The 26,680-nt window shown below is 65.4% G+C and carries 17 protein-coding genes; 4 read left to right on the top strand and 13 right to left on the bottom strand.

The genetic code is table 11. From position 1 onward, the window contains the following. Positions 1 to 45: 45 nt before the first annotated feature. The 9 genes from AB7245_RS08660 to AB7245_RS08620 all read right to left on the bottom strand — a co-directional run bounded on the left by AB7245_RS08660 (position 46) and on the right by AB7245_RS08620 (position 9,862). Entirely contained in the window at positions 46 to 1,278 is a 1,233-nt protein-coding gene (locus tag AB7245_RS08660) for a branched-chain amino acid ABC transporter substrate-binding protein (RefSeq protein WP_085403258.1), read from the bottom strand. 245 nt (positions 1,279 to 1,523) lie between these two features. After that, complete coding sequence (locus AB7245_RS08655) at positions 1,524 to 2,648, bottom strand: mandelate racemase/muconate lactonizing enzyme family protein (protein ID WP_085403257.1); 1,125 nt, start codon at positions 2,646 to 2,648, stop codon at positions 1,524 to 1,526. Between the two features lie 48 nt (positions 2,649 to 2,696). Continuing rightward, positions 2,697 to 3,734, bottom strand: coding sequence for a tagatose 1,6-diphosphate aldolase (locus AB7245_RS08650; RefSeq protein ID WP_085403256.1), 1,038 nt, complete (start codon positions 3,732 to 3,734; stop codon positions 2,697 to 2,699). Then, positions 3,731 to 4,690: a sugar kinase gene (locus AB7245_RS08645; protein ID WP_085403255.1), complete on the bottom strand. Its 960-nt coding sequence runs from the start codon at positions 4,688 to 4,690 to the stop codon at positions 3,731 to 3,733. Before AB7245_RS08645 ends, AB7245_RS08650 begins: the two co-directional genes overlap by 4 nt. Then, a complete protein-coding gene (locus tag AB7245_RS08640; protein WP_085403254.1) occupies positions 4,687 to 5,760 on the bottom strand; it encodes an ABC transporter ATP-binding protein in 1,074 nt (357 codons plus the stop codon). Before AB7245_RS08640 ends, AB7245_RS08645 begins: the two co-directional genes overlap by 4 nt. A gap of 6 nt (positions 5,761 to 5,766) precedes the next feature. Next, entirely contained in the window at positions 5,767 to 6,771 is a 1,005-nt protein-coding gene (locus AB7245_RS08635; RefSeq protein ID WP_439034198.1) for a zinc-dependent alcohol dehydrogenase family protein, read from the bottom strand. 8 nt (positions 6,772 to 6,779) lie between these two features. Next, complete coding sequence (locus AB7245_RS08630) at positions 6,780 to 7,607, bottom strand: carbohydrate ABC transporter permease (protein ID WP_439034197.1); 828 nt, start codon at positions 7,605 to 7,607, stop codon at positions 6,780 to 6,782. A 4-nt stretch (positions 7,608 to 7,611) separates the two neighbouring features. Then, positions 7,612 to 8,499 (bottom strand): carbohydrate ABC transporter permease, encoded by an 888-nt coding sequence (locus AB7245_RS08625; protein ID WP_063986668.1) that lies wholly within the window; start codon positions 8,497 to 8,499, stop codon positions 7,612 to 7,614. A gap of 61 nt (positions 8,500 to 8,560) precedes the next feature. Further along, complete coding sequence (locus tag AB7245_RS08620; protein ID WP_085403323.1) at positions 8,561 to 9,862, bottom strand: ABC transporter substrate-binding protein; 1,302 nt, start codon at positions 9,860 to 9,862, stop codon at positions 8,561 to 8,563. Between the two features lie 192 nt (positions 9,863 to 10,054). On the opposite strand from AB7245_RS08620, the gene AB7245_RS08615 reads away from it, so the two are divergent. Continuing rightward, on the top strand, positions 10,055 to 11,095 hold the full coding sequence (locus tag AB7245_RS08615; RefSeq protein WP_063985365.1) for a LacI family DNA-binding transcriptional regulator: 1,041 nt from the start codon (positions 10,055 to 10,057) through the stop codon (positions 11,093 to 11,095). A gap of 10 nt (positions 11,096 to 11,105) precedes the next feature. Then, positions 11,106 to 11,840: an SDR family NAD(P)-dependent oxidoreductase gene (locus tag AB7245_RS08610; protein WP_085403251.1), complete on the top strand. Its 735-nt coding sequence runs from the start codon at positions 11,106 to 11,108 to the stop codon at positions 11,838 to 11,840. Between the two features lie 9 nt (positions 11,841 to 11,849). On the opposite strand, the gene AB7245_RS08605 is transcribed toward AB7245_RS08610, so the two are convergent. After that, entirely contained in the window at positions 11,850 to 13,286 is a 1,437-nt protein-coding gene (locus AB7245_RS08605; RefSeq protein ID WP_085403250.1) for a lipopolysaccharide biosynthesis protein, read from the bottom strand. 353 nt (positions 13,287 to 13,639) lie between these two features. Here AB7245_RS08605 and AB7245_RS08600 point away from each other — a divergent pair, with 353 nt between their 5' ends. Continuing rightward, a complete protein-coding gene (locus AB7245_RS08600) occupies positions 13,640 to 14,707 on the top strand; it encodes an endo-1,4-beta-xylanase (RefSeq protein ID WP_439034196.1) in 1,068 nt (355 codons plus the stop codon). Positions 14,708 to 14,716: 9 nt separating this feature from the next. On the opposite strand, the gene AB7245_RS08595 is transcribed toward AB7245_RS08600, so the two are convergent. The 3 genes from AB7245_RS08595 to AB7245_RS08585 form a co-directional block, all read right to left on the bottom strand. After that, a complete protein-coding gene (locus tag AB7245_RS08595; RefSeq protein WP_085403321.1) occupies positions 14,717 to 15,670 on the bottom strand; it encodes a DUF6492 family protein in 954 nt (317 codons plus the stop codon). A 95-nt stretch (positions 15,671 to 15,765) separates the two neighbouring features. After that, positions 15,766 to 16,560 carry a protein-L-isoaspartate O-methyltransferase family protein gene (locus tag AB7245_RS08590; protein ID WP_085403249.1) on the bottom strand — a complete coding sequence of 265 codons (795 nt, stop codon included), beginning with the start codon at positions 16,558 to 16,560 and terminating at the stop codon, positions 15,766 to 15,768. After that, a complete protein-coding gene (locus AB7245_RS08585; RefSeq protein ID WP_439034195.1) occupies positions 16,557 to 20,027 on the bottom strand; it encodes an ATP-binding protein in 3,471 nt (1,156 codons plus the stop codon). The genes AB7245_RS08590 and AB7245_RS08585 overlap by 4 nt, the downstream gene beginning before the upstream one ends. A gap of 135 nt (positions 20,028 to 20,162) precedes the next feature. Here AB7245_RS08585 and AB7245_RS08580 point away from each other — a divergent pair, with 135 nt between their 5' ends. Then, complete coding sequence (locus AB7245_RS08580) at positions 20,163 to 26,606, top strand: amino acid adenylation domain-containing protein (protein WP_354079376.1); 6,444 nt, start codon at positions 20,163 to 20,165, stop codon at positions 26,604 to 26,606. Positions 26,607 to 26,680 lie beyond the last annotated feature (74 nt).

The raw sequence follows: 26,680 nt of genomic DNA, 5'->3' as shown, positions 1-26,680 counted from the left end.
TTCCCGCGACCGATGTCGGCCGCGGGAAAACGACGGATGTCGTGATTACGGCCGCGCCATCTTGCAGGTCGTGGGGACCATGGCCTGCGCCGTGTCGACCTTGGAGACGAGGTGCCAGCCCCAGCCGGTGTTTTCCTCGTCGAAGGGCTCATTCTCGGTCAGCTTGCCGAAGGAGGAAATGTAGATCGGCTGAAGGAACTGGTGGTCGTCCTTGCGCATGATGCCGGTGCCGCCGTCCAGAACCTCGAACTTCAGGTCCTCGAGCGCCGCCGCCACCTTCACGGGGTCGATCGAGTTGGCCTTCTCGGCAGCCGCCTTGAACATGCGCATCTCGTTGACCGCACGCGGGTACCAGAGCGACAGATTGACCTTGGCGCGGAACGCCTTCTCGTAATCCATCGCAACCTTGTTGCCGGAATTCGCAAAGCCTTCGGTGATCTGGAAGACCTGATGATCGAGACCGGTCTGCTTGACGGCAGTGGGGCCGCCGGCGCCGCCGGCATAATAAGTGTACCAGTTGACCTTCAGGCCGGCGTCAGCGGCAGCCTTGAGCAGCAGAGCGAAGTCCTGGCCCCAGTTGCCGGTAACGACGCTGTCGGCGCCGGACGCCTTGATCTTGGCGATATAGGGCGAGAAATCGGTGACCTTCAGCAGCGGATGCAGCTCGTCGCCGACGATCTGGATGTCGGGCCGCTTGGCGCCGAGCATCTTGCGCGCGTCGGAGCGGACGGACTGACCGAACGAATAGTCCTGGTTGATCAGGTACACCTTTTTGATCGAGGCGGTGTCCTTCATGTAGTTGGTGAGCGCCTCCATCTTGATGTCGGAGCTCGCATCCCAGCGGAAATGCCAGTAGCTGCACTTCTCGTTGGTCAGGCTGGGATCGACGGCGGCGTAGTTGAAGTACAGCACTTCCTTGCCGGGATTGCGCGTGTTGTTCTTGGTGACGAAATCCGACAGCGCCGCGCCGACGGACGAGCCGTTGCCTTGCGTGATGTAGTGGACCCCGGCGTCGATCGCCTTCTGGGCCTGCACCAGGCTTTCCTGCGGATTGGTCTTGTTGTCGAGCGGCACGATCTCGATCTTGTGGCCGAGAATGCCGCCCTTGGCGTTGAGCTCGTCGGCCAGATACTGGAATGTCTTCAGACCACCCTCGCCGACGCTGGCACCACCGCCGGAGAGCGGATCGATGTAGCCGATCTTGAGGGTGTCCTCAGCCGACGCGGCATGACCGAGCATCGGGGCGATCACGGCAATGGCCAAAGTGAGCTTGCGCATTTTTTCGTTTCCTCGCTGGCTATCGACTTTAGTCGATGGGCTTTTTGCGCATGTTGCAGCGCAATTGCAGATCCCTAATGAGCAGAACGAACTTTGATTTTCAAGCTCGGCGAGACATGGCTCCGGCCATCGTTATGAAATGTGAAGGCGGCTACCCGTCTCGCCGGCAGCTTTCCGCGACGAGGAATAGAACGCAAGGGGAAACTGGCCTGCGCGGCGCCTGACGACGCAGGTGTCGCAGCCGTCTACAGGCTGCGATAGTTCGCGATTCCCGACAGGTCGGGCGTGAATCCGAGCCCCGGTTCCTCGCCGAGGACGATCGTACCATCCGTGACACTGGCAACGGCACCGCAGAACCGGTCGCGCAGCGGATTGTCGTTGGCATCGACCTCGAGCCAACCGTCGCCGCCGATGCCCGCCAGCAGATGCGCCGAGGCGAGCAGTCCGATGCCGCCGCCGAGATAATGCGGGCAGAACGTCTTGCCCGCCTTCAGAATGTCGCGCGCGACGCCAGCGCATGCGCTCAGTCCGCCCCATTTCGCGATGTCGGGCTGAACGACGCCGAGCACGTCTTCGGCCAGGACGTCCTTGAATCCCTCGACGCTCGAAATGTTCTCGCCCGCGGCAATCGGCATTTTCGCGGCTGCCCGCAGCCGGCGCCATTCCTCGCGCGGCCGGTCGGCGCGGATGGGCTCCTCCAGCCATCGCAGATCGAACGCGGCCAACCGCGGCACCATCTCCAGCGCCTGATCGACCGACCAGCCCTGATTGGCATCGGCAGCGAGCATGCCTGCACCGACGATCGCGCGCAGCGCGGCCAGATTGGCGAGGTCGGTCTCGGCACCGAAGCCGACCTTCAGCTTCAACGCGCGATGGCCACGCGCGAGCGCGGCTTCGGCCGTCTGCGCGGCGCCGCCCGGATTGATGCCGCTGGCATAGACCTTGATCCTGCGCGACTGCCCACCGAGAAGCCGCCACAGCGGCAAGCGCCGCCGACGCGCGGAGAGGTCCCACAGCGCGAGATCGATGCCCGAAACAGCCTGCGCGAACGGACCGGGCTCGCCGCATTGAAGCGCCAGCACTTCGGTCCCCTTCGTCAGGACCTCGAAAGCCTGGGCGGGACTGTCGAACCTGCGCCCGACAAGCCCCGGAGCCAGCACTTCATTGACAAGCCGGGCGCGGTGCTCGGCGCCCGGTGCAGGAAAGTTGGACCAGGCTTCGCCCCACCCCTCGACACCGTCCTCGTCGAGCGCGCGAACGAAGACGGCCGGACGGTTGAGCATCTTGCCGAACGACGTCACCACCGGCGTCGCCAAGGGATAGCGATAGCAGAAGGCCTCGATCGAGCGGATGGTGAAGCTGTCAGTCATGTTGCAGATCCTGCGATCGAGTTGAGACCACGCGGGACCGTTACCATCTCAGTAGGCGCGCGCGAAGTCACCTTCCTGCTTGATATCAGCGAACACCGGGAAGCGCGCCTTCCACGGCGTGCCCTTGGCCGTGGTCAGTTGATTGAGCCGTTCCAGCACCCCGAGGCCATCCTTGCGCAGGCTGGCCGACACCGCTGCGCGGTCCGGAAAGTTCTTCAGGACGGCATCCAGCCAGATGGTACGGCCCGCCAGGAAACCGCTTGCGCCTGCGGCATAGGAGTAGTCGAGCACGCGCTCGAACTTTTCAGGCGCAGCGCCGCCCGACAGCAACACCCAGGGGATGCTGCGTTCGCGGCAGATATCACCGATCGCATCGAACTCCTTCTGCGCCGCCTTTGCTTCCGTGCTGCCGTCACGCGCCGGCAGGCTGTTGGCTGCAAGCGGGCTCTCCAGCTTGAGAAGATCGACGCCGTATTCAGGCTTTGCGAATTCACGCACGCTGTCGATGACGAGGCCCGGGAGCTTGCCGGGCGATTCCACGTAATCGGCCGTGTGATTGGCGCTGCCGAGGAACGGGTAGACCAGCAACTCGAGCACGTACGGGATATCGTGACGGGCGCAGTCTTCGCCGATTTCGCGCACGAAACGCTTCTGGTGCTCGTTCACCGCGGCATCGGCGTCCGGCCGGTACCAGGCCAGCACCTTGACGGCGTCGCCGCCCATGGCGCGGATCTTCTCCACGCTCCAATTGGTGATCGCGCGCGACTTGCGGCCGCCCGCGGTTTCCTCAACGCGGTGCTCTTCCAGCGTCATGATCAGACCGCAGCGGGGCGGCAGCAGGTCGATCGCGGCAGGCACTGCGAAGTTCGGGTCGAACAGCATCGAGCTGCAATGCGGCGCGAGGTTCTCGACCAAGAGACGCTTGGCCGCCGTGACGTCGGAATATTCGACCTGGTCCCGCGTGATCCCCTTTGCCTTCGCAATGGCATCGAACAATGGCGGCCGCTGATCCAGCGCGACCATGCGAAAATGGCCATCCGCGTCAGCAAGCCGTGCCAGGCCGCGGTTCTTTCCAATCGTTCTCATGGCTTCGTCCTCATGAATACAAGACACTCGTTGATATCGGGGATTCCGTTCCGGCCGCCGGCGTGGCGGCATTTCATGGCGGCCGTCGCCGCCGAAAACGCCATGGCGGCGCGCACATCGAGGCCGGCGCCGATCGCGAGCGCATAGGCGCCGTGGAAGACGTCGCCCGCGCCCGTGGTGTCGACGACGTCGACGGCGTAGGCGGCCTGCCGGTGCAGCTGGCCGTTCTCGTACCAGCTCACGCCGCCCTCGCCGCGCGTAACGGCGATGACGCGGCAGCCGAAGCGCGCAAGGGCTGCGAGAGATCTATCTTCGGCCGAGCCGGCAAAGGCGGCGAGCGCGGGCTCGGAGAAGATGGCGTGATCGGCTAAGGGCAGCAGCCGCTCGAATACCTCAGCATCGGCCATGTCGCCGTCGAGCACCGTCGGAATGCCGCGCGATCGCGCTTCCCGAAACAACGTCGCGGCGCCTTCGACCCAGCGCGGATCAGCCAGCACGGAGGACGCGCGCGCTACGGCTTCGAGCGGAAGCCAGTCTGCGGTCTCTGGGTAAAGGCCACGGAAATTCACGATCTGCCGCTCGCCGCTGCTATCGACGATGATCCCGGAGACCGACGAGCGGCCATCGGGGAACAGCCGGAAATTCTCGACATCGACGCCTTCAGCGGTGAAGGCCGATTTCATCTCATGGCCCGCGGCATCATTCCCTGCCCGCCCCCAGAACGCGACGGATGCGCCGAGCTTTGCCACCGCAACAGAAGCGTTGGCGGCCATGCCGCCGCCGAGCGTGCCGTACTCGACCGCCTTGATCTTCTCGCTTCCACCCGCGAACGGCCGATCGACGCGCCAGACCTGGTCGAGCGCGGACAGGCCGAGGCAGATCACGTGCACGGGCTTCGTGCCGGACGCGAGGTCCGCCAGCGCCGAGAGATCGCCGATGTTTGCCGACGCACTCACCGCAAGACCTGTCCGTTGGATGCAGCGAACAAATGCGTCTTGCCCGACTGTGGGCGCAGATTGATGCGATCACCAACCTTCGGCCGCAGCGCCGGATCGACCCGCGCGATGGCGGAGCCGCCGGCGAGATCGAAATGGATCAGCGTGTCCGAGCCGAGCGGCTCGACCAGCCTGACGTTGATCGCGATGCCATCAGCGGCATCCGCAGCCACAGCAAAATGTTCGGGGCGAATGCCCAGCACGGCGTTGCCGGCCTTGCTCAGGCAGCCAGCGGTCTCGCCGTCCAGCGGCACCACCGTTCCGCCTTGCGACAGGATCGCGCGCTCCTGACGCCATTCGACCGGGAAGAAATTCATCGCGGGCGAGCCGATGAAGCCGGCGACGAACTGGTTGGCGGGCCGCTCGTAAACCGTCTCCGGTGTATCGTATTGCTGGATCGTGCCGCTCTGGAGCACGACGATCCGGTCGGCCATGGTCATGGCCTCGATCTGGTCATGTGTCACGAAGACCATGGTGGTCTTCAGCTCCTGCGACAGCGCCTTGATCTCCGCCCGCACCTGCCCGCGCAGCTTCGCATCGAGATTGGAGAGCGGCTCGTCGAACAAAAAGGCCTTGGGATTGCGCACGATGGCGCGGCCCATGGCGACGCGTTGGCGCTGGCCGCCGGACAACTCCTTCGGCTTGCGGTCGAGATAGGGCTCGATGTGCAGCAGTGCGGCCGCACGCCTCACGCGGGCGTCGATCTCGGCCTTCGGTGTGCCTCTCAGCTCCAGCGCAAACGACATGTTGTCGTAGACCCGCATGTGCGGGTAGAGCGCGTAATCCTGGAACACCATCGCGATATCGCGTTGCGCAGCCTGGACGCCGTTGACGCGCCTGTCGCCGATGTAGAGATCGCCCGACGAAATCGGCTCGAGGCCCGCGATGATCCGCAGCAAGGTCGACTTGCCGCAGCCGGACGGGCCGACGAACACGACGAATTCGTGGTCCGCGATCTCCAGATTGAGATCGGGGATCACGGTGAAATTGCCGTAGCGCTTGGTGAGGTTGCGGATCGAGATCGAAGCCATGATCGCTCAGTCCAGTGCCAGCACGGGCTTGATCAGCTCGCCCTTGGCGAAGCGGGCGAAATTCTCTGGCAGAGCCGACAGGCCGAACTCGCCATCGACCAGGACGCGGTACTCGTCCTTGTATTTGCGCAGCAGCTCGACATTCGGCTCGAAATCCGAGACCGGGAAATAGAAGGTCCGGATCATGTAAAAGTCCTTGCGGCGGAAGACCTTGCCTTCCTCGATGGTCCAGGGCGCGGCGTTCTCGCCGACCAGCACCAGCGCACCGCGCGGCAGGACCAGCTCGATGCCGAGGTTGCGCGCCGCATGGGCGCCGGAGCATTCCATGATGAGGGCGAAGCGCTTCGAGGTATCTCCGACCGGGTGCGCCTTTGCGCCAAAAGACTGTGCGATCTTCAGCCGTGCCGCGTTGGGATCGGCAACGTGGATGTCGTCGTAGCCGAGCGCGCGGAGCGCCAGCACGACGCCAAGGCCGACAGGCCCCGCGCCCATGACGAGAACTGGACCGGCCTCGCTCGGCGGCACCACGCGGCTGACAAAGCGGACGGCGTGGCCTGAGGTGCCGATGGTGTCGAGCAGCAGCGGCGCAAGGCTGTCCTCGATATCATCAGGCACCGGCAGCAGGCAGTTTTCCGGCACCGGCACATATTCGGCATAGCCGCCGGGCCTGTTCCAACCGATCAGGCTGGAGACTTCCAGGCACATCTGGGTATCGCCGCGCTTGCAAGCGGGGCAGTGGCCGCAGTACAAGGGGATATAGACGGCGCAGCGGCGGCCATGCAGGCGATGACCGGGCTGTTCGACGACACCAAAGATCTCATGGCCGGCGGTGAACTCGGCGCCCTTGTGCCAGAGCTTGAAGTCGGAGCCGCACAGCGCGGTGCGCGAGACGCGGACGAGCACTTCACTTGGGCCGACATCGGGCATCGCGACGCGCTCGATGGTGATGCGGTCATTGCCGTGGAAGACCGCGGCCTGCATGATCGAGTTCGGACGGGGCGACACGTTCATTTCGATACCTAGCCTTTCACCGCACCGAGCGTCAGTCCGGACACCAGCCAGCGCTGAACCAGGGCCGCCAGCACCAGCGGCGGCAACGCGATCAGCGTCGCCGCAGCCATGAGAGCGCCCCATTGCGTTGAGCCCTCACCGATGAAGTTGAAGGCCGCCGCGATCAGCGTCTTGGTGTCGCCGTTGGAGAGCACCAGCGCAAACAGGAAGTAGTTCCACGAAAACACGAAGGCGAGGATCGCCGAGACGGCGACGCCTGATGCCACCAGCGGCAGCGCGATGCGCCAGAGGATGCGCGTGACGCTGCACCCATCCACCTGCGCCGCCTCGAACACGCTGCGCGGAATGCCGTCGAAGTACGGCAGCAAAACCCAGATCACGATCGGCAGCGTGATGACGGCATGGCTGAGGATCAGCGCGGTGTAGGAGCCGATCATGCCGACCTGCCGGAACATCACGTACCACGGCAGCAGGAACAACGTGCCGGGCGCCATGCGCGCGGCGAGGGTCAGGATGGCCGGCCACGAAATCCGCGTCCAGGAGACGGCGAAGGCAGCAGGAATTCCAAACAGCAGACCGAGTGCGGTCGAGCCAACGGTGACGATGAGACTGTTGAGCGCGTAGCTGAGGAACGGTGTGGTCCTGGTCAGCTCGACATAGTTTTCCAGCGTCGGCGAGAAGCTCAGCGTCGGCGGATAGGCGGTGACCTCGAACGACGGCTTGAACGAGGACAGCACCATCCAGACCGTCGGCGCCATGATGAGCACGCCGGCGAGCAGGAGCTGCACCGTGTTGAGCCAGCGGATCCAGCGGTCGGTGTTGGCGGCATCGTTCATGACATCACCAGGCCACTGCGCCGCGCAAGCGGTTGAAGGCGAGCACGGCGCCGAACACGATCGCCGTCAGCGTCAGCATCAGGGCGCTGGCATAGCCGATGTTGAAGAATTCGAAGCCGACCCTGAAGCCGTAGATGTTGAGCGTGTTCGAGGCGTTGCCCGGGCCGCCCTGGGTCGTGATGTAAATGATGTCGAAGAAGCGCAGCAGATCGACGCTCCGCAGGATCGCCGCGGTGACGATGGTCGGTAGCAGCAGCGGCAGCGTGATGCGCTGGAAAGTCCTGAATGGAGACGCGCCGTCGATCTGCGCCGCCTCGTAGACGCTCGGCGGCAGGGATTGCAGGCCGCCCAGCACGATCAGGGCGACATAAGGCGTCCACTGCCAGCTGTCGATCAGAGCCACGGTCGGAATGACCCAGGTCGGCGAGGCCAGCCAGTCCGACGGCGGCAGGCCGAACGACTGAAGGATATAGTTGGCAGCACCGAGCGACGGATCGAGGATCACCAGCCACATCATACCCGCCACCACCGGCGGCATCATGAAGGGCGAGATGAACAGCGAGCGCACGATGCCTGGCAGCCGCTTGGCGTGGAACAGCACCAGCGCCAGCCAGACGCCGAAGACGAGCTGCAGCACCAAGGACAGCACGAACAGCGCAATGGTGATCCACAGCCCGTGCCAGAATTCGTAATCGGAGATCAGCTTCGAATAATTGGCGAGGCCCGCGAAAGACTGCTTGCCGGTCGAGGAGAAGGTCTGGAAGCCGAGCCAGATCGTATAGACGACCGGAAACGCGATCATCGCGACCGTGAAGACCACGGCCGGCGCCGAGAGCGCCGCCATCTCCAGCTTCTGCCGGTCCTGCGTGAGTGTCGCAGCCGTATCAGACATGCGTTCGTGTCCTCGATCGAGTTGGGTGCCGGCAGGCAGCAAGCCTGCCGGAATGAGGCCGTTAGTTCAGCGCGATCAGCGCATCCAGCGCCTTGTCGGCATCCGCGCAGGCCTGATCGACGGTCTTCTGCTTCAGGATCAGATCCTGTACCGCCTGCCCGATGAACTCGCGCGATTGCGGATTGGCGACGATGGGATAGCCGACCTCGGAGGAGCCCTTCGTTGCGAGCACGTCGAGCGCGGCCTGCCATTCCTTGCGGACCGGCTCCTCGTCGATCCACTTGCGATATTCGGGATCCTTGGCGACCGACGGACGCGGCGGGGCAATGCCCTGAAGCGCCATCTTCTTCTGCACCTCTGGGCTGGTCGCCCATTGCACGAAGTACCAAGCCGCATCCGGCTGCTTGCTGTGCGAGGACACTGCCATGCCCCAGCCGATCGTGGTCGGCACCTGGCCGGCATCGCCCGCCGGGAACGGCAGCAGGCCGGTGTCCTTCAGGCGCGCGCCGCCTTCCATCACCGTGCGCAACTCATTCGACGACTCAAACGCCATCGCGGCGCGGCCGCTGCGGTAGAGCGCCGAAATCTGCTGGAAGCTGTAGTTGACGACGCCAGGCGGTCCGAAATCGCGCAGCAGCCGGCTATAGGTGTCGAGCGCTTCCTTGCCCTTGGCCGAGCAGAGGTTCGACTTGCCGTTTGCGACATAGCTGCCGCCGATATTGTGCAGCATGTTGCTGAAGGTATAGGCAATCGCGGGCTTGAGGCCGCGCGAGACGAACGGCGTCACGGTGCTGTCGCAGCTCTTGATCTTCTCGGCAGCGGCCTCGACGTCCTTGATCGTCTTCGGCGCCTCGAGACCGCACTTTTTGAAGATGTCGGTGCGGTAATAGAAGATCGGGCCTTCGATGTTCATGGGCATGCTGGTCAGCTTGCCGCCGAAGGTCGCGGCCTTCAGCAGGGCCTGGCTCAACCCGTTGGAGTCGTATTCCCTGGCCACCTCGTTCTTGGCCATCGCGGTGAGATCGCCGTACCAGCCGGCGGCGGCGAACTGCTCGCCCTCGCGCGAGGGCAGCGTCATGAACACGTCCACCTCGTCGCTGTTCGCATTCATGACGGTCACCAGACGCTGGCGCATCTGCTGTTCCTGATAGCCGTCGACCTTGAGGGTCATGCCGGTCAGCTTCTCGAAATCGGCCTTGTAAGTCAGCAGCGCCTGCGACACCGGATTGTTGTTGGCGAGAAAGGTGACGGTCTTGCCCTTGAACTTCATCCAGTCGAAATCGGCGGCGTGCGCCTGCGCGGTCGCCGCAGCAATCGCGAGAACGGGCAACGCGACGTGGGTCGCGAGCATCCTGGCCTTCATCGAACTCTCCTCCCGGCTGGCCGCCTTAAGCTGGCGGACCATTTTGAACACGTTTGAGCAGCGCTTGAAAACGGTTACAAAATAGACCTCGCATTCGCCGTGTCAAGCGATGGACAAGCCGCACAATCTGCGGCAGATTTGCGACATTGCCGCTACCATGCGGTTCGCTATGCCCGATGTAACGTTACATTCATGAGACTGACCAACGCCAAGTCTGTGAAACAGGGCATCCGCGCCGTGGCGGCCCGCGCCGGCGTCTCGACGGCATCGGTCTCGCGCGCCCTCAACAACCCCGACGCGGTGAGCCCTTCCTTACGGGCGCGCATCGAGCAGGCCATCGACGCGCTCGGCTACATCCCGCACGCGCCGGCGCGCATCCTGTCGTCACGACGCTCGCGCACGCTTGGCGCAATCGTACCGACGATCGACAACACGATGTTCGCACGCGGCATCGCCTCGCTGCAGCAATATCTGTCGTCGGTCGGATACATGCTGTTTCTCACAACGAGCGGCTACGATCTCGACGTCGAATTGCAGCAGGCGCGCAATCTGATCAGCCGCGGTGTCGACGGCCTGGTGCTGCGCGGCGATTGCCATCACGACGGATTACGCAAGCTGCTGGCGGACAATGCCGTACCGTTCATCAATGTCGGCATCTACCAGCCCGACCGGCCCTATCCTTGCGTCGGCACCGACAACGAAGCCGCCGCCCATCGCGCCGCCGCGCATGTCATCGAGCTCGGCCACCGCCGCATCGGGATCGTCTCGGCGCTCCAGCGCAACAACGACCGCGCCAGCGCCCGCGTCGCCGGCTTTCGCCGCGCGCTGACGGAGAACGGGCTCGAATTGCCTTCGCAATGGCATGTCGAGGTGCCCTATACGCTGGACGACGCGCGCGAGGCGGCGCGCTATCTCCTAGGCCTCGAGGACCGCCCGACAGCCGTGGTGTGCGGCAACGACGTCATCGCCTATGGCGTGCTGCTCGAAGCCGAGCGCAGCGGTTTTTCGGTGCCGCGTGACCTCTCGGTGGTCGGCTTCGACGACCTCGACTGGAGCCGGCATTTGCGGCCGAGCCTGACCACGATCCACGTACCGACCGGAGAAACCTGGCAGCGCGCCGGTGAATATCTGGTGCGCAGCCTCGCCGGCGAGCAGACCATCATGCATCGCGAGATCGACTTCTCGCTAGTCGTCCGCGAGTCGACGGCTGCGCCTCCGAAATCCCTGAAGTGAGACACTCCCGATGAATCCGAACTTTTCCCTCGCCCCCGGCTTCCATGCCGTCGTGATCGGCGGCGCCGGCGACATTGGTGCCGCCATCAGCAATCAATTCTGCGATCTGGGTGCGACGGTGTCTGCAACGGGCGCGAACGAGGCCGATCTTGCCCGCACCCTCCTCAAACCGCGCGCGGGCCTCACGCTCGCAACGCTCGATGTCACCGATGACGAAGCCGTCACGTCCTTCGCCCGGAAGCACAAGCGCGTCGACGCGCTGATCAATTGCGCCGGCATTCTCGCGCGCGACAAGGAATTTGAGATCGAGACCTTCATGAAGGTGCTCGACGTCAATCTCACCGGCACGTTCCGCACCTGCATGGCCTTTCACTCCCTGCTCGCGGAGCAGACGGGATCGATCGTCAACATCGCTTCGATGAACGCGACGCTGGCGCTGCCGCGGATTCCCGCCTATTGCGCCAGCAAGGGTGGTGTCGTGATGCTGACCAAGGCGCTGGCTTTGAAGTGGGCCGAAGAAGGCATCCGCGTCAACGCGGTCGCGCCCGGCTATATCGAAACCGCGATCAACGCCGCCGGCCGCAGCGACCTTGCGCATTATCAGCGCATCGCCGATCGCACCGCCTTCAAGCGCTGGGGACAGCCGGAGGACATTGCCGGCGCCGTTGCCTTCCTCTGCATGCCGGCTTCGCAATATGCGACCGGCACCGTCGTTGCCGTGGATGGCGGCTTTCTGGCGGGGTAGCGCGCGGGTCTATACGCCCAGCGCCTTGCGGTTGAACGTCCGCAGGAAGCGCAGCGACAACGTCCGCACATTCGCGACGTTGAGCAGCCAGGCCGCAGCGGCGTAAGCAACCCCACCCGCGGAGCTGACGACCATCAACGCCACGATACCGGTACCGCCGACCTGCGTCCGCGCAACGAGGATAGCGCCCGCCATCGCCGCAGCCGAAGCCGCAACGCCGGCGAGGCGGTTGACGTCGAACGGCACGGGATGGGCGCGGCGCATCAGGGCGACGGCGACGACGAAGCCGAGCGCTTCGGTGGCGAGCGTGGCGAGCGCCGCGCCGTAAAGGCCGTAGCCCGCGACCAGCGCGAACATCAGTGCCACGCTCAAAACGAGCGTGAGGAACGACTGCGCCGCCAGCATGAACGGCCGCTCGGCGAGCTGGAAGCTGATCTGCACATAGAATTGATTGGCGATGCCGAAGAAGCGCGCGAGCACCAGCGTCGGCAACAGCGCCGATACGCCGGCGCGAAAATCGACGCCGACGAGCGTGCCCGCGACCTGGTCGGCCGCGAGCGCGAGCCAGACGGCGACGGGTGCGACGACGACGAGCAGCAACTCAAGGCTCTCGCTCAGCCGCTCCCGCGTCGTCTCGCTGTTTTTCTCCGACAGCGACCGGAACACCAGCGGCACGGTCGCAGCGGCGACGCTGGAGGCGATCATGACCATGAACTGGCGCGGCAGATCGGCGGCGACGCCGAAAATGCCGGCGGCGTCCTTGCCGAGCAGATAAGCGACGATGAGCCGGTCACAGGCCGAATAGACCGCAACGGACAATCCGGCCAGCGTCAGCGGCAGGCCGTAGCGCGCCAGCTGCATGAACTGGCTGCGCTCGAAGCGCGCGATCTTGGTGCGGTCGCCGACGAGATTGAGAATGATGCCGGTGAGCGAGCCCAGGCCGAACGCGGCGAGCAGTCCCAATCCACCCCAGCCGAGCCAGATGCCGAGCAGGCCAAAGCCGACGCTCGACACGCTGCGGACGATCGAGATCGCCGCGAACCTGTAGGGGCGCAGTTTGGCGCGTTCGAATTCCTGGCCGACATCGACAGCATTGGCCATGATCGCGACGAACATGCTGGCGAGCAGCAGCTCGACGCTGAGGTCGCTGCGGAACAGAATGACCAGCGGCGTGGTGGCGCAGAGGACCGCGGCCGTCAGCCCGAAGGCGACCATCGCCGTGCCGCGAAAATCCACCTCCGCCGACATCGCCTGATAGCGGGACACCGACAGCTTGATCCAGGCGAAGAAGATCGCGCCCAATATGCCGGCGAGGCTGATGCCGACGACATAGACGCCGTACTCGGCCGGCGTCAGCAGCCGCGTGTAGGCCGTGACCGCGAAGAAACCCACCGCTGCGGGCAGGATGTAGGCGACGAGATAAATCGAGAAATGGCGGTTCAGCATGCGAGCACAGGACCGGCAACGGTGTTGCGATGGTGACGGCCGTTAATCAATGACCTTGGCGGGGCGAACGAACTGCGCCGCAGCATCTCTCAAGAGTGTCACATAAGTCTGCAGATCGGGCGGCGAATGAGGCTGAGAGGCCGCTTTCGCGCGTTAGCGTTAAATTTGCCCTTTCCCTGGGGCGGTTCGAGCGATCACGACACGAAACCCTGATCCAGACTGGAACAGCGATGCAGCGCCACGCGCGTTGCGCACCGGACATCCGCAAAGGTTAACCCAACGACAGGAAACCCCGGCGTCGCAAGGCGCCGCTTGGTACGATGGCGCGTTGGTTCCAAAAGGAACGTCCCACCGTGACCAGGCTCGACAGACGCGAATTTCTCCTTGGCGGCGCCGCAGCACTCGCGGTGGGGGCAGCGGCGTCCGCCGCGCCGGCATCAAAACTCGCGCAGCGCCGTCTGGGCTTTGGCGCTGCTGCGACGCTCTGGGACCTGCAAGCAGATCCCAGGCTCGGCGAAGCCATCAGTACCTATTGCACCCAGGTGGTGCCGGTGCTCGAGCTGAAATGGCCGATGCTGCGGCCGAACGCGCACACGTTCAACTTCGAGCGCGCCGACGCGATCCTGGATTTCGCCAGGGAGAACGATCTGACAATGCGCGGTCACGCGCTCGCCTGGTATCACGACATTCCGGACTGGACCAAGCAGATCAAGGATTCCAAGGGCGTCGAGCGCGCCTATGTCGACCACATCGGCACCGTCGTGTCCTATTACAAGGACAAGCTGACGTCGTGGGACGTCGTCAACGAGCCGATCCCGGACAATCCGAAGAAGATCACCGACCGGCGCGACACGTTCTGGACGCAGCATCTGGGCAACCGCTGGATTCCGCTGGCCTTCCGCACGGCGGCCGCGGCCGATCCCTTCGTCAAGCTCGCGATCAATGAATATGACATCGAGTCGGCGAAGGACTCGTTCATTGCCAAGCGCGCGGCGTACCGCAACCTGATCATGGACCTGCTCGACCAGGGCGTGCCGCTGCACGCTGTGGGCCTGCAATCGCATCTGCACGCCGAGCTCGAGATCGACACGCATGGGCTCGCCGAGTTCGTCACCGAGCTGCGTTCCTGGGGCCTCGAGGTGCTCGTCACCGAGCTCGATGTCGACGACCAGAAACTGACGGGCAATCCGGCAGAGCGCGACGCCATCGTCGCCAAGCGCGTCGACGATCTCCTGACCGCGATCTCGACCAGCGGGCCGGTGCGCTCGATCCTGACCTGGGGCCTCTCGGATCGCTATAGCTGGATCAACGGCACCTTCGCCCGCGCGGACAAGCAGCCGAACCGCCCCTTGCCGCTTGACGGCGAGTTCAAGCCGAAGCCGTTCATGGACGTCATCAGCAAGTTCACGAGGGACGCCTGAGACGCGGCCTTAGCGCGTCTTCGCCGGCACTTCGAATTCGGCCGCATCACCCATATCTTCAGGAGACAGGCTCGGGCTGCGTCGATCCCGCGAGCTAAGGCGGAACACGTCGCGGATGTCGTCGATCGAGGTCGACGAATAGGACTGGATGCAGAGCGCGACCTGTTCGGGCGAGGCCGCGCGCATCATCGCTTCGATGGCCGGACGGTCGAGGGGCGTCTCATCCCAATGCGAGACGGCGATGCTGTCCTCGGTGACCCGATGGGTGGCCAGATGCGCCGGAGAGTTCGCGACGAAATGGCCGTACATCAGATACTCCGAGAACTTCTTCTTCCGGCACAACGCCAGAACCCAGTTCAATCCCGTTGCCGACTTGATGGCGTCGGTCATCGCGCGCGCGGTGTCCTTGTCCCAGACCAGCGCGTTGCCGACATAGTCATCGGCGGGGAAGGACCGGTCCTTGATGCCGAGCAACTGATCGACTGTGCGCAGCCACAGCCCATGCAACGGGTGGTCAGCGCCGATGTCCTTCGGGGTGACGAACAGCGGCGTCTTCTCTCCGCCGGCATATTGGCCGGCGTCGAATTCGCGGAAGAACAGATTGTCCGAATCCAGGATGCAGACGCGCTGCTCGGATGCGTTGAGCACGCCGGCGATTTTCAGGATCTGCTGGATGTGCCAGCCATGCACCGGCGACGACAGCAGCGACAGCCAGACCCGGCGCTTGCTGAGGAACTGAAGCGAGGGCGGCAGCGCCCAGAGCCATTTCGGCAGATAATTCGAGGCCGGAACGATGACGCGCTTGTCGGATGCAAACGGCGCGAACAGCGGCACGTCCTCATCGTTAACGAGAACATAATGCCGCGTGTATCCCGAGAGCCAGGTGTCGATGCTCTCGCTGAGCAGCGAAAAGCGTTCGATATCCTTGGCGTAGCTGGCGGTCAGCAGGGCAACGGAATGCATGGAGCGCGCTCGAATGGCCATCAAGCCGCACTCATAGCCGCACCGCGAGATGCTGGAAACTCACAAACGGAATCAAGGTAAAACGAAACGAAGCATTAGCCATCCGACGGCAGCCCCTGCTCGATGCCGCGAAAACGCAGTGGCGCCAGCGCGGCGGCGCGCTGCCACCAGTCGGCGACGCGGTCGTCGAGCGCGGTCACGCCGCGACCCTGGCCGGGGAAGATCCTGATCTGCTGCACCGCCTCGGCCTCGAACCCCCTGCCCTTGCGCGTGATCTTGAGGGCGGCGCCCTCGCGGTCGCGCTGCGTCAGCGGCGCCAGGAGGCGGCCGCGCGGGCGGAGCGACTGAAGCCAGAGCGGATGCGGGTGCGGGAAGCCGGCATGCACGATGATCACGTCGGCCGGCTCGCCGATCTCCTCACATCCATCGCCATGCACGACCTCGACATTGCGATAGGGGCGAAGGTAGTTCGCGGCACGCGCCGCAAGCCGCCCGTCGCATTCGATTGCATGCACCCTGCCCCTGGGCCCCACGATCTTCGACAACACCGCCGAAAAATAGCCGAGACCGCAGCCGATCTGGACCACGCGGTCCTTCTCCCCGACGTCGAGCAGATCGATGAAGTGCGCCCACAGGCTCGGCAGCCCGGTGTCGAGCCTGCGGCGCGCATCGATCGCGACCAGCACATTGTCGTAGAGATGAACGGGATCGGGATCCGGCGTCAGCCGGTAGCTGCGCGCCGCCTCGCTCTTGATGCGCCAGGGTCCCTTCGCCAGAAAATCCTCGCGCGGGATGGCGGCGAGCGCTTCGAGCAGGCGTGGCGAGGCGATCCGCTCTCGCTTCGCGATCAACTCGACGTAGCGCGCACGCGCGGCGGCAAGATCGCTCATTTCATCGCATCGGCCTGTTCAAGGACGGGCACGTCTCCGCCGAGCTCGCTGAGGAGCTGCATCGCCTGCTTCAGGTCCGGGGTATAAAAGCCCTCGCTGAACTTGCCGACGATCGGCAAAAGCAGGAGGCTTGCGTGCTCGCGCTTGCCGGCTTGGTGCGACAGGCGCGCAAGGCTGACGGCGGTCCGAAGCTCCCATGACAGCGCGCCCTGCTTGCGCGCGGTCTCCAGCGACAGGGCGAACAGGTCCTCCGCCTCCTGCACCGATGCCGGATCACCGTCCGACATCGTGATCTCGCCCTGCAGGCGATAGACCTCGGCGAGATAGGAGTGATCGCCGGTCCGTCTCGCGGTCGCGAGCGCGCCGTCCAGCGCGCGCAAGGCGGCATCGCGCATCCCGACCTTGGCATAGGCTTCCGCAAGGAGGCAGCGGAACCAGCAGCCGGCGAGCCAGGAATCCATCGCCTCGTATTCGTCGAGGCCGAGGCGCATCTGGCTGAGACCTTCGTCGGCGTCGCCGAGCTGGGCCAGCGCCCAGCCGCGCAGGATCGCCGCCTGCTGCTTCCAATGCAGGAAATTGTGCTCGGTGGCGATGATCATGGCGCGGTTGGCGTGGTCGCGCGTGCCCTCGACGTCGCGCAAATGCTGGCACAGATAGGCGCCGAACACGAGCGCGAAGGCGAGCGTGAAGGGATGGCGGATCTTCTCGGCATTCGCGATCGCCTGCTCGCTGTGCTGGCGCGCCGCGTCGGGCCGGCCGAGGAACCAGAGGAGATAGCCGAGATAGGACAGCGAAACGACGCCGGGATCGGTGCCGTGCCGCTCCATCAGATCGGAGTGCAGATCAGGACTGTAGAGGTTGATGCAGCGGTGCAGATGGTGCTGGGAAGCGGCAAAACGGCCGCGATAGAGCATCGTCATCGCGATCGAGCGGTGCGCCTCGATCAGATAGCCGGTCTGCTGTGCCGGCTGGGTGCGCTCGTTCAGCCGCTCGCGCTTGGCGAACTTCAACAGCTCGACGCTGAGATCGTGCGCGCGGCTGAGATCGGCACGGATGAAATGGCAGACCCAGAGCCCGCGCGTGGCGGCGAAGGCCTTCTCGTCGTCGTCGAGCTGCTGACCGAGCTCGAGCGCGCGGATGTAGTTCTCCTCGACCTCCTGCACAGCGTAGCCCTTGGCGGCAATCAATGCGTTGCCGAGCGCGATGCGCAGCTCCAGCTCCATCTCGTCGGCGCCCTGCATGCGCGCATTGGCCTGCACGACGCTCAAGCCCCGGCGCAAATGCCCGATCGCCTCCAGATTGGCGCCGCTCTTGGCCGCCTGCTTGCCGGCCTGGAGCCAGAAGCTGGCGGCGCCCTCGCTCTGGCCGGATTCGGTGAGGTGATGGGCCAGCAGCTCCGGTTCGCGCTCGGTCTTCTCCGGATACATCTCGGCGAGCACCTGCGCGATCCGCGAATGCAGCTTGCGCCGCTCGCTGTGCAGCAGGCTGTCGTGCGCGGCGTTCTGGATCATCACGTGCTTGAAGGAGTAGAGCGCGCCGGGCGGATGGCCGCGGCGCATGATCAACCCGGCCTCCTCCAGATGATTGAGCGCGGCCTCGATCTGCTCCGCCGGCGTGTTGGCGACCGCGTGCAGCGTCGCGTAGGAGAACTCGCGACCGATGGTGGCGCCGATCTGCGCGATTCGCTTGAACGGCCCCATCCGGTCCAGCCGCGCCATCAGCGAGTCGGTGAGGGTCGCCGGGATCGCGAGCTGCCGCCATGGACCCGACAGCACGTAGCGCCCGTGCCGCTCGGTCAGGAGGTTGGATTCGAGAACGGTCTTGGTCAGCTCTTCCAGGAACAGAGGCACGCCGTCGGTCTTGACGATGATCTCCTCGACCACCTCCTTGGGAAGCTCGCGGCCCGCGACGCGCTCGACCAGCGTCGTGCGCAGCTGTCGGCTCAGGCGGTTCAGCACCAGCGTGGTGATGTGCGAATGCGCGTTCCAGCTCGGCTGGAATTCGGAGCGCGCGGTGATGATGACAAGGACCGGCTGGTTCTGCACCCGGGCGACGAGGAGGTCGATCACCTCGCGGGAGGTCGGGTCGATCCAGTGCAGATCCTCAAGCGCGATCACCAGCGGCATGTCGCGCGCAAGGCCGAGGAAATGATTGACCAGCGCCGCGACGGTCGCATCCTTCTGCTGCTGCGGCGACAGGTCGAGCGGCGGATAGCGGTCTCCGGTCGGGATCGACAGCAGCGCGGCAAACAGCGGCGTGACCTGCTCGATGTCGCCATGGGCGGCCGCGATCGCGGTCTCCAGACCCGCCAGCGAGGTCGCGGATGGATCCTCGCGGTCGAGGCCGAGCGAGAATTTGAGCTGCTCGGAGAATGGATAGAACGCCGTGGAGGTGTAATAGGGCGAGCACTGGAACGAGACGTGTCCATGGCGGTCGCCCGCGATCCGGTCGAAGATCTCCTGGATGATGCGCGACTTGCCGATGCCGGGCTCGCCGAACTTCACCACGACCTGGCCGTCGCCGTCCTTGACCTGCTGCCAGCGTCCCATCAGCAGCGCGATCTCCTCCTCGCGGTTGACGAGCGGTGTCAACCGCCCGCCCATGGCAGCGGCGAAGCGGGTCTCCGCTCGCGAGGCGCGCACCACGTGCCAGGCCTGCGTCTTCTCCGAGATGCCTTTCAGCGCATGGACGCCGAGATTGCGGTAGTCGAACTTGCCCTTCAGCAGCGACTGTGTCGAGGACGAGATCACGACGCCGTTGGGTGGCGCCAGACCTTGCAGGCGAGCGGCGAGGTTGACGGTTTCTCCGACCGCGGAATCGCGCTCCTCGGTGCCCTGGCCAACGAGGTCGCCGACCACGACGAGGCCGGTTGCGATCCCGATGCGGACGGCGGGGGCGTGGCTCAGCGCACCGCGCGGCTCGATCGCGCGCGCAGTCGACAGCACCCGCACGATCTCGAGCCCGGCGCGCACCGATCGCTCGGCATCGTCCTCATGCGCGGTCGGATAGCCGAAATAGACAAGGATACCGTCGCCGACGAAGCGCGCGGCAAACCCTTCGTAATGCTTCACCACCCGGACGCAGGTCTCGCGAAAGCTCGCGATCATGTCGCGCACGTCTTCCGGATCGAACTGCACCGACAGCGAGGTGGAATCCACCATGTCGCAGAACATGGTGGTGAGCTGACGCCGTTCGGCACCGACTTCCGCCCGGACTTGCGGGCGCGCCGCCGCATCGGGCTTCTCTGCGGTCTCAGCCTGGAATAGCGCCGACATCGCGCGCCGAAGCCGCTTGCGATCGCCGAGCGGCAATCCGAGCTCGACCAGGTCGGATTCCGTCAGGTCCCCCATCACATCGAGATCGAGGCGGTGCTGCGCGAAGAGATCGGTGTAATGTCCAAGACCGACGCCTTCGAGCCAGCGCTTCAACCCGCCTTCAGTCCCCGTAACAGGCTCATTCTCCAGCATGGTGATTCTGCCCGACCTTCACTCCGTCGAAGGGCTTTAGGCCCCTCAACCACAGATTTTGGGGCCCGAACTTCACCTCAGACTGGACGCGCTCCCTAAGTCTTGGGAAGAATAGCTCAATCAGATCAAAAGGGAATGGCATTGTCCCACATTGCATCCGTGGCGGGAGAGGATTCGGACAGCGCAGGCGCCGAAACCAGGACGTTTGCCGATATCGGCGGCCTTCTCGACTTTTATGCGCGCAAGACGCCGTCGGCACCGGCTCTCCTCGCGCCGGGCCGGCCGGCCCTCACCTACGGCAAGCTGGGTGAGTTGGTCCAGCAACTGGTCCGCACCCTGCGGGGGCTCGGCATTGCGCCTGCCGACCGGATCGCCGTTGCGCTGCCGCGCGGCGCCGACAGCGCGCTGGCGCTGATCGCGGTCGCCTCGGCCGGCGCCTGCGTCCCGGTCAATCCCGATCTGACGGCCGACGAGCTGCAACGCTATTTCAGCGAATTGAAGCTGACCGCGCTCGTCACCCGGGCCGACATGAATTCACCAAGTCGTGACGTTGCCAAGGCGCTCGATATCGCGGTGATCGATTTCGTGCCGGGGCCGAACGACAATCTCGGCGGCTGCGCGTTCATCGGCCCGGCAGTCGGGCCCGCCAGCACGAGCGGCGCCTCGCGCGGCGACGATGACGCCTTCATCCTGTTGACGTCGGGCACGGCGGCGCGGCCGAAAATGGTGCCGCTGACGCAGCGCAATGTGTGCCTGTCCGCATACAATGCCGGCCGCGTGCTGTCGCTCGCAGCCCACGATCGCCTGCTCAATGCCCTGCCGCTGTTTCACGCCCATGGTCTGATCTCCGGCCTGCTGACGGCACTTGCCGCGGGCTCCAGCGTGATCTGCACCAACGGTTTCGACGCATTGTCCTTCTTCGGCTGGATGCGGGAGCTGCGACCGACCTGGTACACGGCGGTGCCGACCATCCATCGCGCGCTGCTGACGGCGGCCGAGGCCGACCCGGACCGCGCCCGCTCGTCGTCGCTGCGCGTGATCCGCTCGGCCTCATCCTCGCTCGCGCCCGCGATCCTGAACGGGCTGGAGGCGATGTTCGGCGTTCCCGTGCTCGAGACCTACGGCATGACGGAAGCGGCCTCGCAGATCTCCGCCAATCCGTTCGAGCTGCGCAAGGTCGGATCGGTCGGCCGCGCTGCGGGCCCCGAGATCGCGATCATGGACGGGGCGGGCCGCACGCTTGCGAGCGGCGAGCATGGCGAGATCATGCTGCGCGGGCCGAACATGAGCCGCGGCTATTATAATGACGAGGCCGCGACACGGACCGCCTTCCGCAACGGCTGGTTCCGGACCGGCGACCTCGGCTATCTCGACGCCGACGGCTATCTCTTCATCGTCGGCCGCATCAAGGACGTCATCAACCGCGGCGGGCAGAAGATCTCGCCCCTGGAGGTCGAAGAGGTCCTGCTGAGCCATCCGGCGGTGCTGGAGGCCGGCGTGTTCGCCGTCCCGCACCAGAAGCTCGGCGAAAACGTCGCCGCCGTCGTGGTGCTGCGCCCGAATTCCGAAGCAACTCCGGACCAGCTTCGGCAGTTCGCGCGCAAACGTCTTGCGGCCTACAAGGTGCCGAGCCTGATCCGCGGCGTGGCCGCACTGCCGAAAGGCGCGAGCGGCAAGGTCAAGCGTAACGCGCTGGCCGATCTGATCGCAACCGCGGAGCATGGCGTCGAAGCGCAATTGCCGCGCAACGCGCTGGAGACCCAGCTCGCGGGGATCTGGGCCGGTCTGTTGGAGCTGCCGCAGGTCGGCATCGACCAGGATGTCTTCGCGCTCGGCGCAGACTCGCTCGCGGCGACGCAGATGCGCTCGCGCTTGCGCGAACGCTTCAATGTCGACTTCTCCTTCGAGGATATCTTTGATTGCGCCACGGTCTCAGCGCTTGCGGCCCGGATCGAGACCGCCACAACCCATCGCGAGACGATGGTGCCCGCATGGCGCCAGGCGGCTGCGGCAGACGCGCCGCTGTCGTTCCAGCAGCAGCGGATGTATGTGCTCTCGCGGCTCGATCCGACCCGCTACAATTACAACGTCGTCGAAGTCGCCGTTCTCAAGGGCCTGGTCGACGTCGCCGCGCTTTCTGCGAGCCTCGCCTCGATCTGCGCGCGCCACGAGGCGCTGCGCTCGGTCTTCACCGAACGCGAGGGCGAGCCGGCGCAGCGGGTGCTGCAATCACCTCCGCGATTCGAGCGGATCAAGCTCAAGCCCTGCGCCGCGGACAAGCAGGGCGCAATCATCCGGCGCGAGGCGCTCGTGCTCGCGCAATATCCGTTCGATCTCGCGCGCGAGCCGCCGCTGAAGGTCACCCTGCTGTCGTTCGACAAATCCAGCCACGCGCTGGTGGTCAACGTCCATCACCTCGTCACCGACGGCTGGTCGCAACGGCTGTTCTGGGAGGAGCTTGCCGCCCACTATGCCGCTGCGCGCAAGGCAAGCGCGGTGACGTTGCCCTCGCCCGCCTTCCAGTATCGCGACTTTGCGCTATGGCAGCAGAGCTGGGCTCGGACGCCGGCGGCGAAGGAGCAGCTCGATTACTGGCGGACCCAGCTCGACGGTGTCACCACACTGCCGCTGCGGACCGACCGGCCACGCCCGGAGGTCTGGAGCGGTCACGGCGCCCGTCACTATCTCGAATTCTCCAAGGCACTGTCGGCCGATCTGCGCGCGCTGAGCCAGGACCAGGGCGTCACGCCTTTCATGACGCTGCTCGCGGCTTTCCAGTGCCTGTTGTTCCGCCACACCGGACACGAGGATGTCGCGACGGGATCGCTGATCGCCAACCGCAACCAGATCGAGAGCGAGCGACTGATCGGGCTGTTCGCCAACACCCTGATCCTGCGCAACGATTTCGGCGGCGATCCGGGTTTTGGCGAAATGTTGCGGCGGGTGCGGCAGGTCACGCTGGATGCCTACCGCAACCAGGACCTCCCGATCGAGGAAGTGCTGCGCGCGCTGCAGATCGCGCGCCGGAGCGACGGCAACCCGCTGTTCCGGATCATGTTCATTCTCCAGAACGCCTCGATCGAGGCGGCGCGTTTCCCCGGCCTGTCGACGCGGCGGCTGGAGGTCGACCCGAAAGTCGCGCGCTTCGACATCACGCTCGAACTGGTCGAGGCCGACGGCCGCTTCACGGGCTTCTTCGAATACGCCACCGATCTGTTCGACGCTGCGACCATCGAAGGCATGGCCGCTCAATTCAAGACCCTGCTCAAGGCCGTGATCACCAATCCGGAGCAGCGCATCTCGCGCCTGCCGCTCCTGACGGAGGCCGAACGCCGGCAGTTGCTGGCGAAAGGCCAGGGCGTGGTGGCCAATTTCACCACGCGCGGCAATCTTTGCGAACGCCTCGAGCGCCAGGCGAAGAAGACACCAAACGCGATCGCCGTCTCCGACGGCCGCACCTCCCTGACTTATCGGGAGCTCGCCCGCCGCAGCCAGGCGGCCGCACGCTGGCTCGCGCGCGAAGGTGTTGGCGCCGAGAGCGTTGTCGCCTTGCTTGCAGATCGCGGGCCCGACCTGCTCGCCGCGATGATCGCCGCGCAGCGCGTGGGCGCAGCCTTCCTCAATCTCGATCCCGACCAGCCGCCGGCGCGGCTTGCGACCATCCTCGGATCGAGCTGCGCCCGCATGCTGCTGACCGGGCGCGCCCAGTCGGCCATGGTCGAGGCGCTGCTCGAGCCGCTGGTCGAGCGCATCCATGTCGCCGAGCTCGAGGACGCGATCGCACCCGGATCGACCAGGCCGGCCCGCGCGGCGCGGCGCGCGGCCGCGAGCCTCGCCTATCTCATCTACACATCCGGCTCCTCCGGCGCGCCGAAGGGCGTCATGATCGAGCAGCGCGGGCTGTCGAACCATCTGCCGTCGCTCATTTCCGAGCTCGGCCTTACGGCCAGGGACGTGATCGCCCAGACTGCGCCGCAGAGCTTTGTCATCTCGGTCTGGCAGTTCCTTGCCGGTCCCATGGTCGGCGCGCGCGTCCATGTCTGCGACAACGCAATCGTGCAGGACCCGATCCTGCTCGCGCGGGAGATCGAGCGTGAAGGGATCAGCGTGCTCGAGATCGTCCCGTCGCTACTGCGGGTGATCCTCGACCGCATGGACGACGCGCAAGTCCAGCGCGCCTTTGCGGGATTGAGGCTCCTGATCTCGACCGGCGAGCCGCTGCCGGTCGATCTCTGCCGCAGCTGGTTCGCCCGCTGCCCGAAGGTGTCGCTGATCAACGCCTATGGCGCATCAGAATGTTCCGACGACGTCTCGCTGCATCGCCTGACCAAAGCGCCGGCGGCGGCGACGAGCAACGTCCCGGTCGGCGCGCCGCTGCCCAACACCCAGCTCCATGTGCTCGATCAAAACCTCCAGCCGCTGCCGGTCGGCGTGATCGGAGAGCTTTGCATCGGCGGCGCCGGCGTCGGCCGCGGCTACATCAACGATCCCGCGCAGAGCCGGCAGCGCTTCCTGCCCGATCCGTTCTCGCGCCAGGAAGGCGCGCGGCTGTACCGGACCGGCGACCTCGCACGCCGCCGCGCCGACGGCACCATCGAATGCCTCGGCCGCGCCGACCATCAGGTCAAGGTCCGGGGCTACCGTATCGAGCTCAAGGAGATCGAGAACGCGCTTGCCGACCATCCTGCGGTGCGCGCCGGAATCGTCGAGCCGCGCCGCGAGGCGAGCGGCGATGTCAGGCTGATCGCCCATATCGTCGCAAGGGCCGGCAGCCAGAGCAGCGCCAGCGCGCTGCGCGACTTCCTGAAGAGCCGGTTGCCGGGCCATGCCATCCCGTCCGCATTCCTGTTCCTGGACCAGATACCGCTCAATGCCCATGGCAAGATCGACCGGTCGGCGCTGCTGGCGCCCGCGCAGCAGGACATCTCCCCACCGGACGCCGCCGTGCCGGCGCGGCACTTCACCGAAAAAGTGCTCTCGGACATCTGGGTCGACCTGCTGAAGGTCGAGAGCCTCGGCGTGACCGATAATTTCTTCGATCTCGGCGGCCATTCGCTGCTGGCGGGCCAGGCGATGGCGCGCGTCGCCCGTGCGCTCGGCGTGTCCTTACCGATCAAGACCATCTTCGAGGCTCCGACGATCGAAGAACTCGCCCGGCGGGTTGACGAGGCCGTGGCAGCAAAGCCGCGCAAGCCGGCAACAGGCATGTTGCGGCCTGCTGAAAGCGGGCTCCCAACGCTCTCGATCGCACAGGACCAGATGATGCGGATCGAGCAGAACCTGCCGGGCCTGCCGCTGTTCAACCTGCCCTTTGCCTTCCGCCTCCAGGGCCCGCTCGATCCGACCACCCTCGCGCAGGCGTTCGGCGACATCGTGCGCCGCCACGAATCACTGCGGACCGGGTTCGGCCGGAGCGGCGAAGAGCCCGTCAGCCGCATCGCGACACCCGGTGAACTCGGACCGGCCCTCACGATCGAGGTCATCGGCGACGGACGTCCCCACGACAACAAGCGGCGCAAAGCCCTCGAACTCAGGAAGATCGATCTCCTGATCGAGCAGGAGACCTACGCCCCGTTCGACACTGCGCGGCCGCCGCTGTTGCGGGCGCGGCTGTTGCGGCTCCATGCCGACGATCATGTGCTGCTGCTGACGCTGCATCATGCCATTGCCGACGGCTGGTCGATCGGCGTGCTGTTCGAGGAGCTGTCCAACCGCTATGCGGCGCTGGCCGGACGTCCGTCCGTGCCGCTGCCGAAATTGCCGCTCGCCTTTTCGGACGTCGCCCGCTGGCAGCGCTGGTGGTGCGGCACCGACGCCGCCCGCCGCCAGGCCGCCGACTGGACGGAGAATCTGCGCGGCGCGGCCCCCGTCTTCGACGGCGAAGCAAGCCCCGGCGCGTCCACCGGGCATCACCCCGTCAGCCTCGAGCGCGAGCTGATCGGCCGGCTCACGGCGTTCGCCGGCCGGCATAACAGCACGCTGTTCATGTGCCTTCTCACCGGCCTGAAAGCCCTGTTGCTGGCGCAGAGCGGCCGCAGCGACATTTCGGTCGCCACCGCCATGGCCAATCGCGCCCAGCCGGATACCGACCGGGTCGTCGGTCCGTTCGAGAACACGGTGATCGTCCGTACCCGAATCACGCCGGAGCTGTCGTTCGCGCAAGCCCTGGCCCGGGTACGCCAGAGCGTGCTCGACGCGCATGCGCGCCAGGAGCTGCCGTTCAACATCCTTGCCGACCATCTGGAGCAGGAGGGGATCGAACCGGCCTCGCTGCTGCAGGTCTATTTCACCCTGCAAAATCCGCTGCGCCAGCCGCTCGATCTGGCTGACGTCACGATCGAATCGATCGGCAACGTCGCGCGCGAAGGCCAGCCGGTGCTGCCGATCGACCAGACCTGGCTGTCGCTGATGCTCAAGGAGCGCCCCACCGGAATCACCGGCTCATGCAATTACAAGGGCGAGCTGCTTGATGGCCGCAGGGTCCGTGAGTGGATGGCGAATCTCGTCGCGCTGCTGGATGCGGCCGTCGCCCACCCCAACACGCCGCTCGGCCGATTACTCGCTCGCAGGGCGGCATGACCGGCTGTACGGGACGGGAGAACACAGGTTCACTCGCCAAAGCTGTGAATGACCAAGTTGCATCTTGATTATTT

It is taken from the genome of Bradyrhizobium sp. 604_D8_N2_3, from assembly GCF_051810765.1.
Lineage (GTDB): Bacteria > Pseudomonadota > Alphaproteobacteria > Rhizobiales > Xanthobacteraceae > Bradyrhizobium > Bradyrhizobium barranii.
This window is presented reverse-complemented; position numbering and strand designations above follow the sequence as displayed.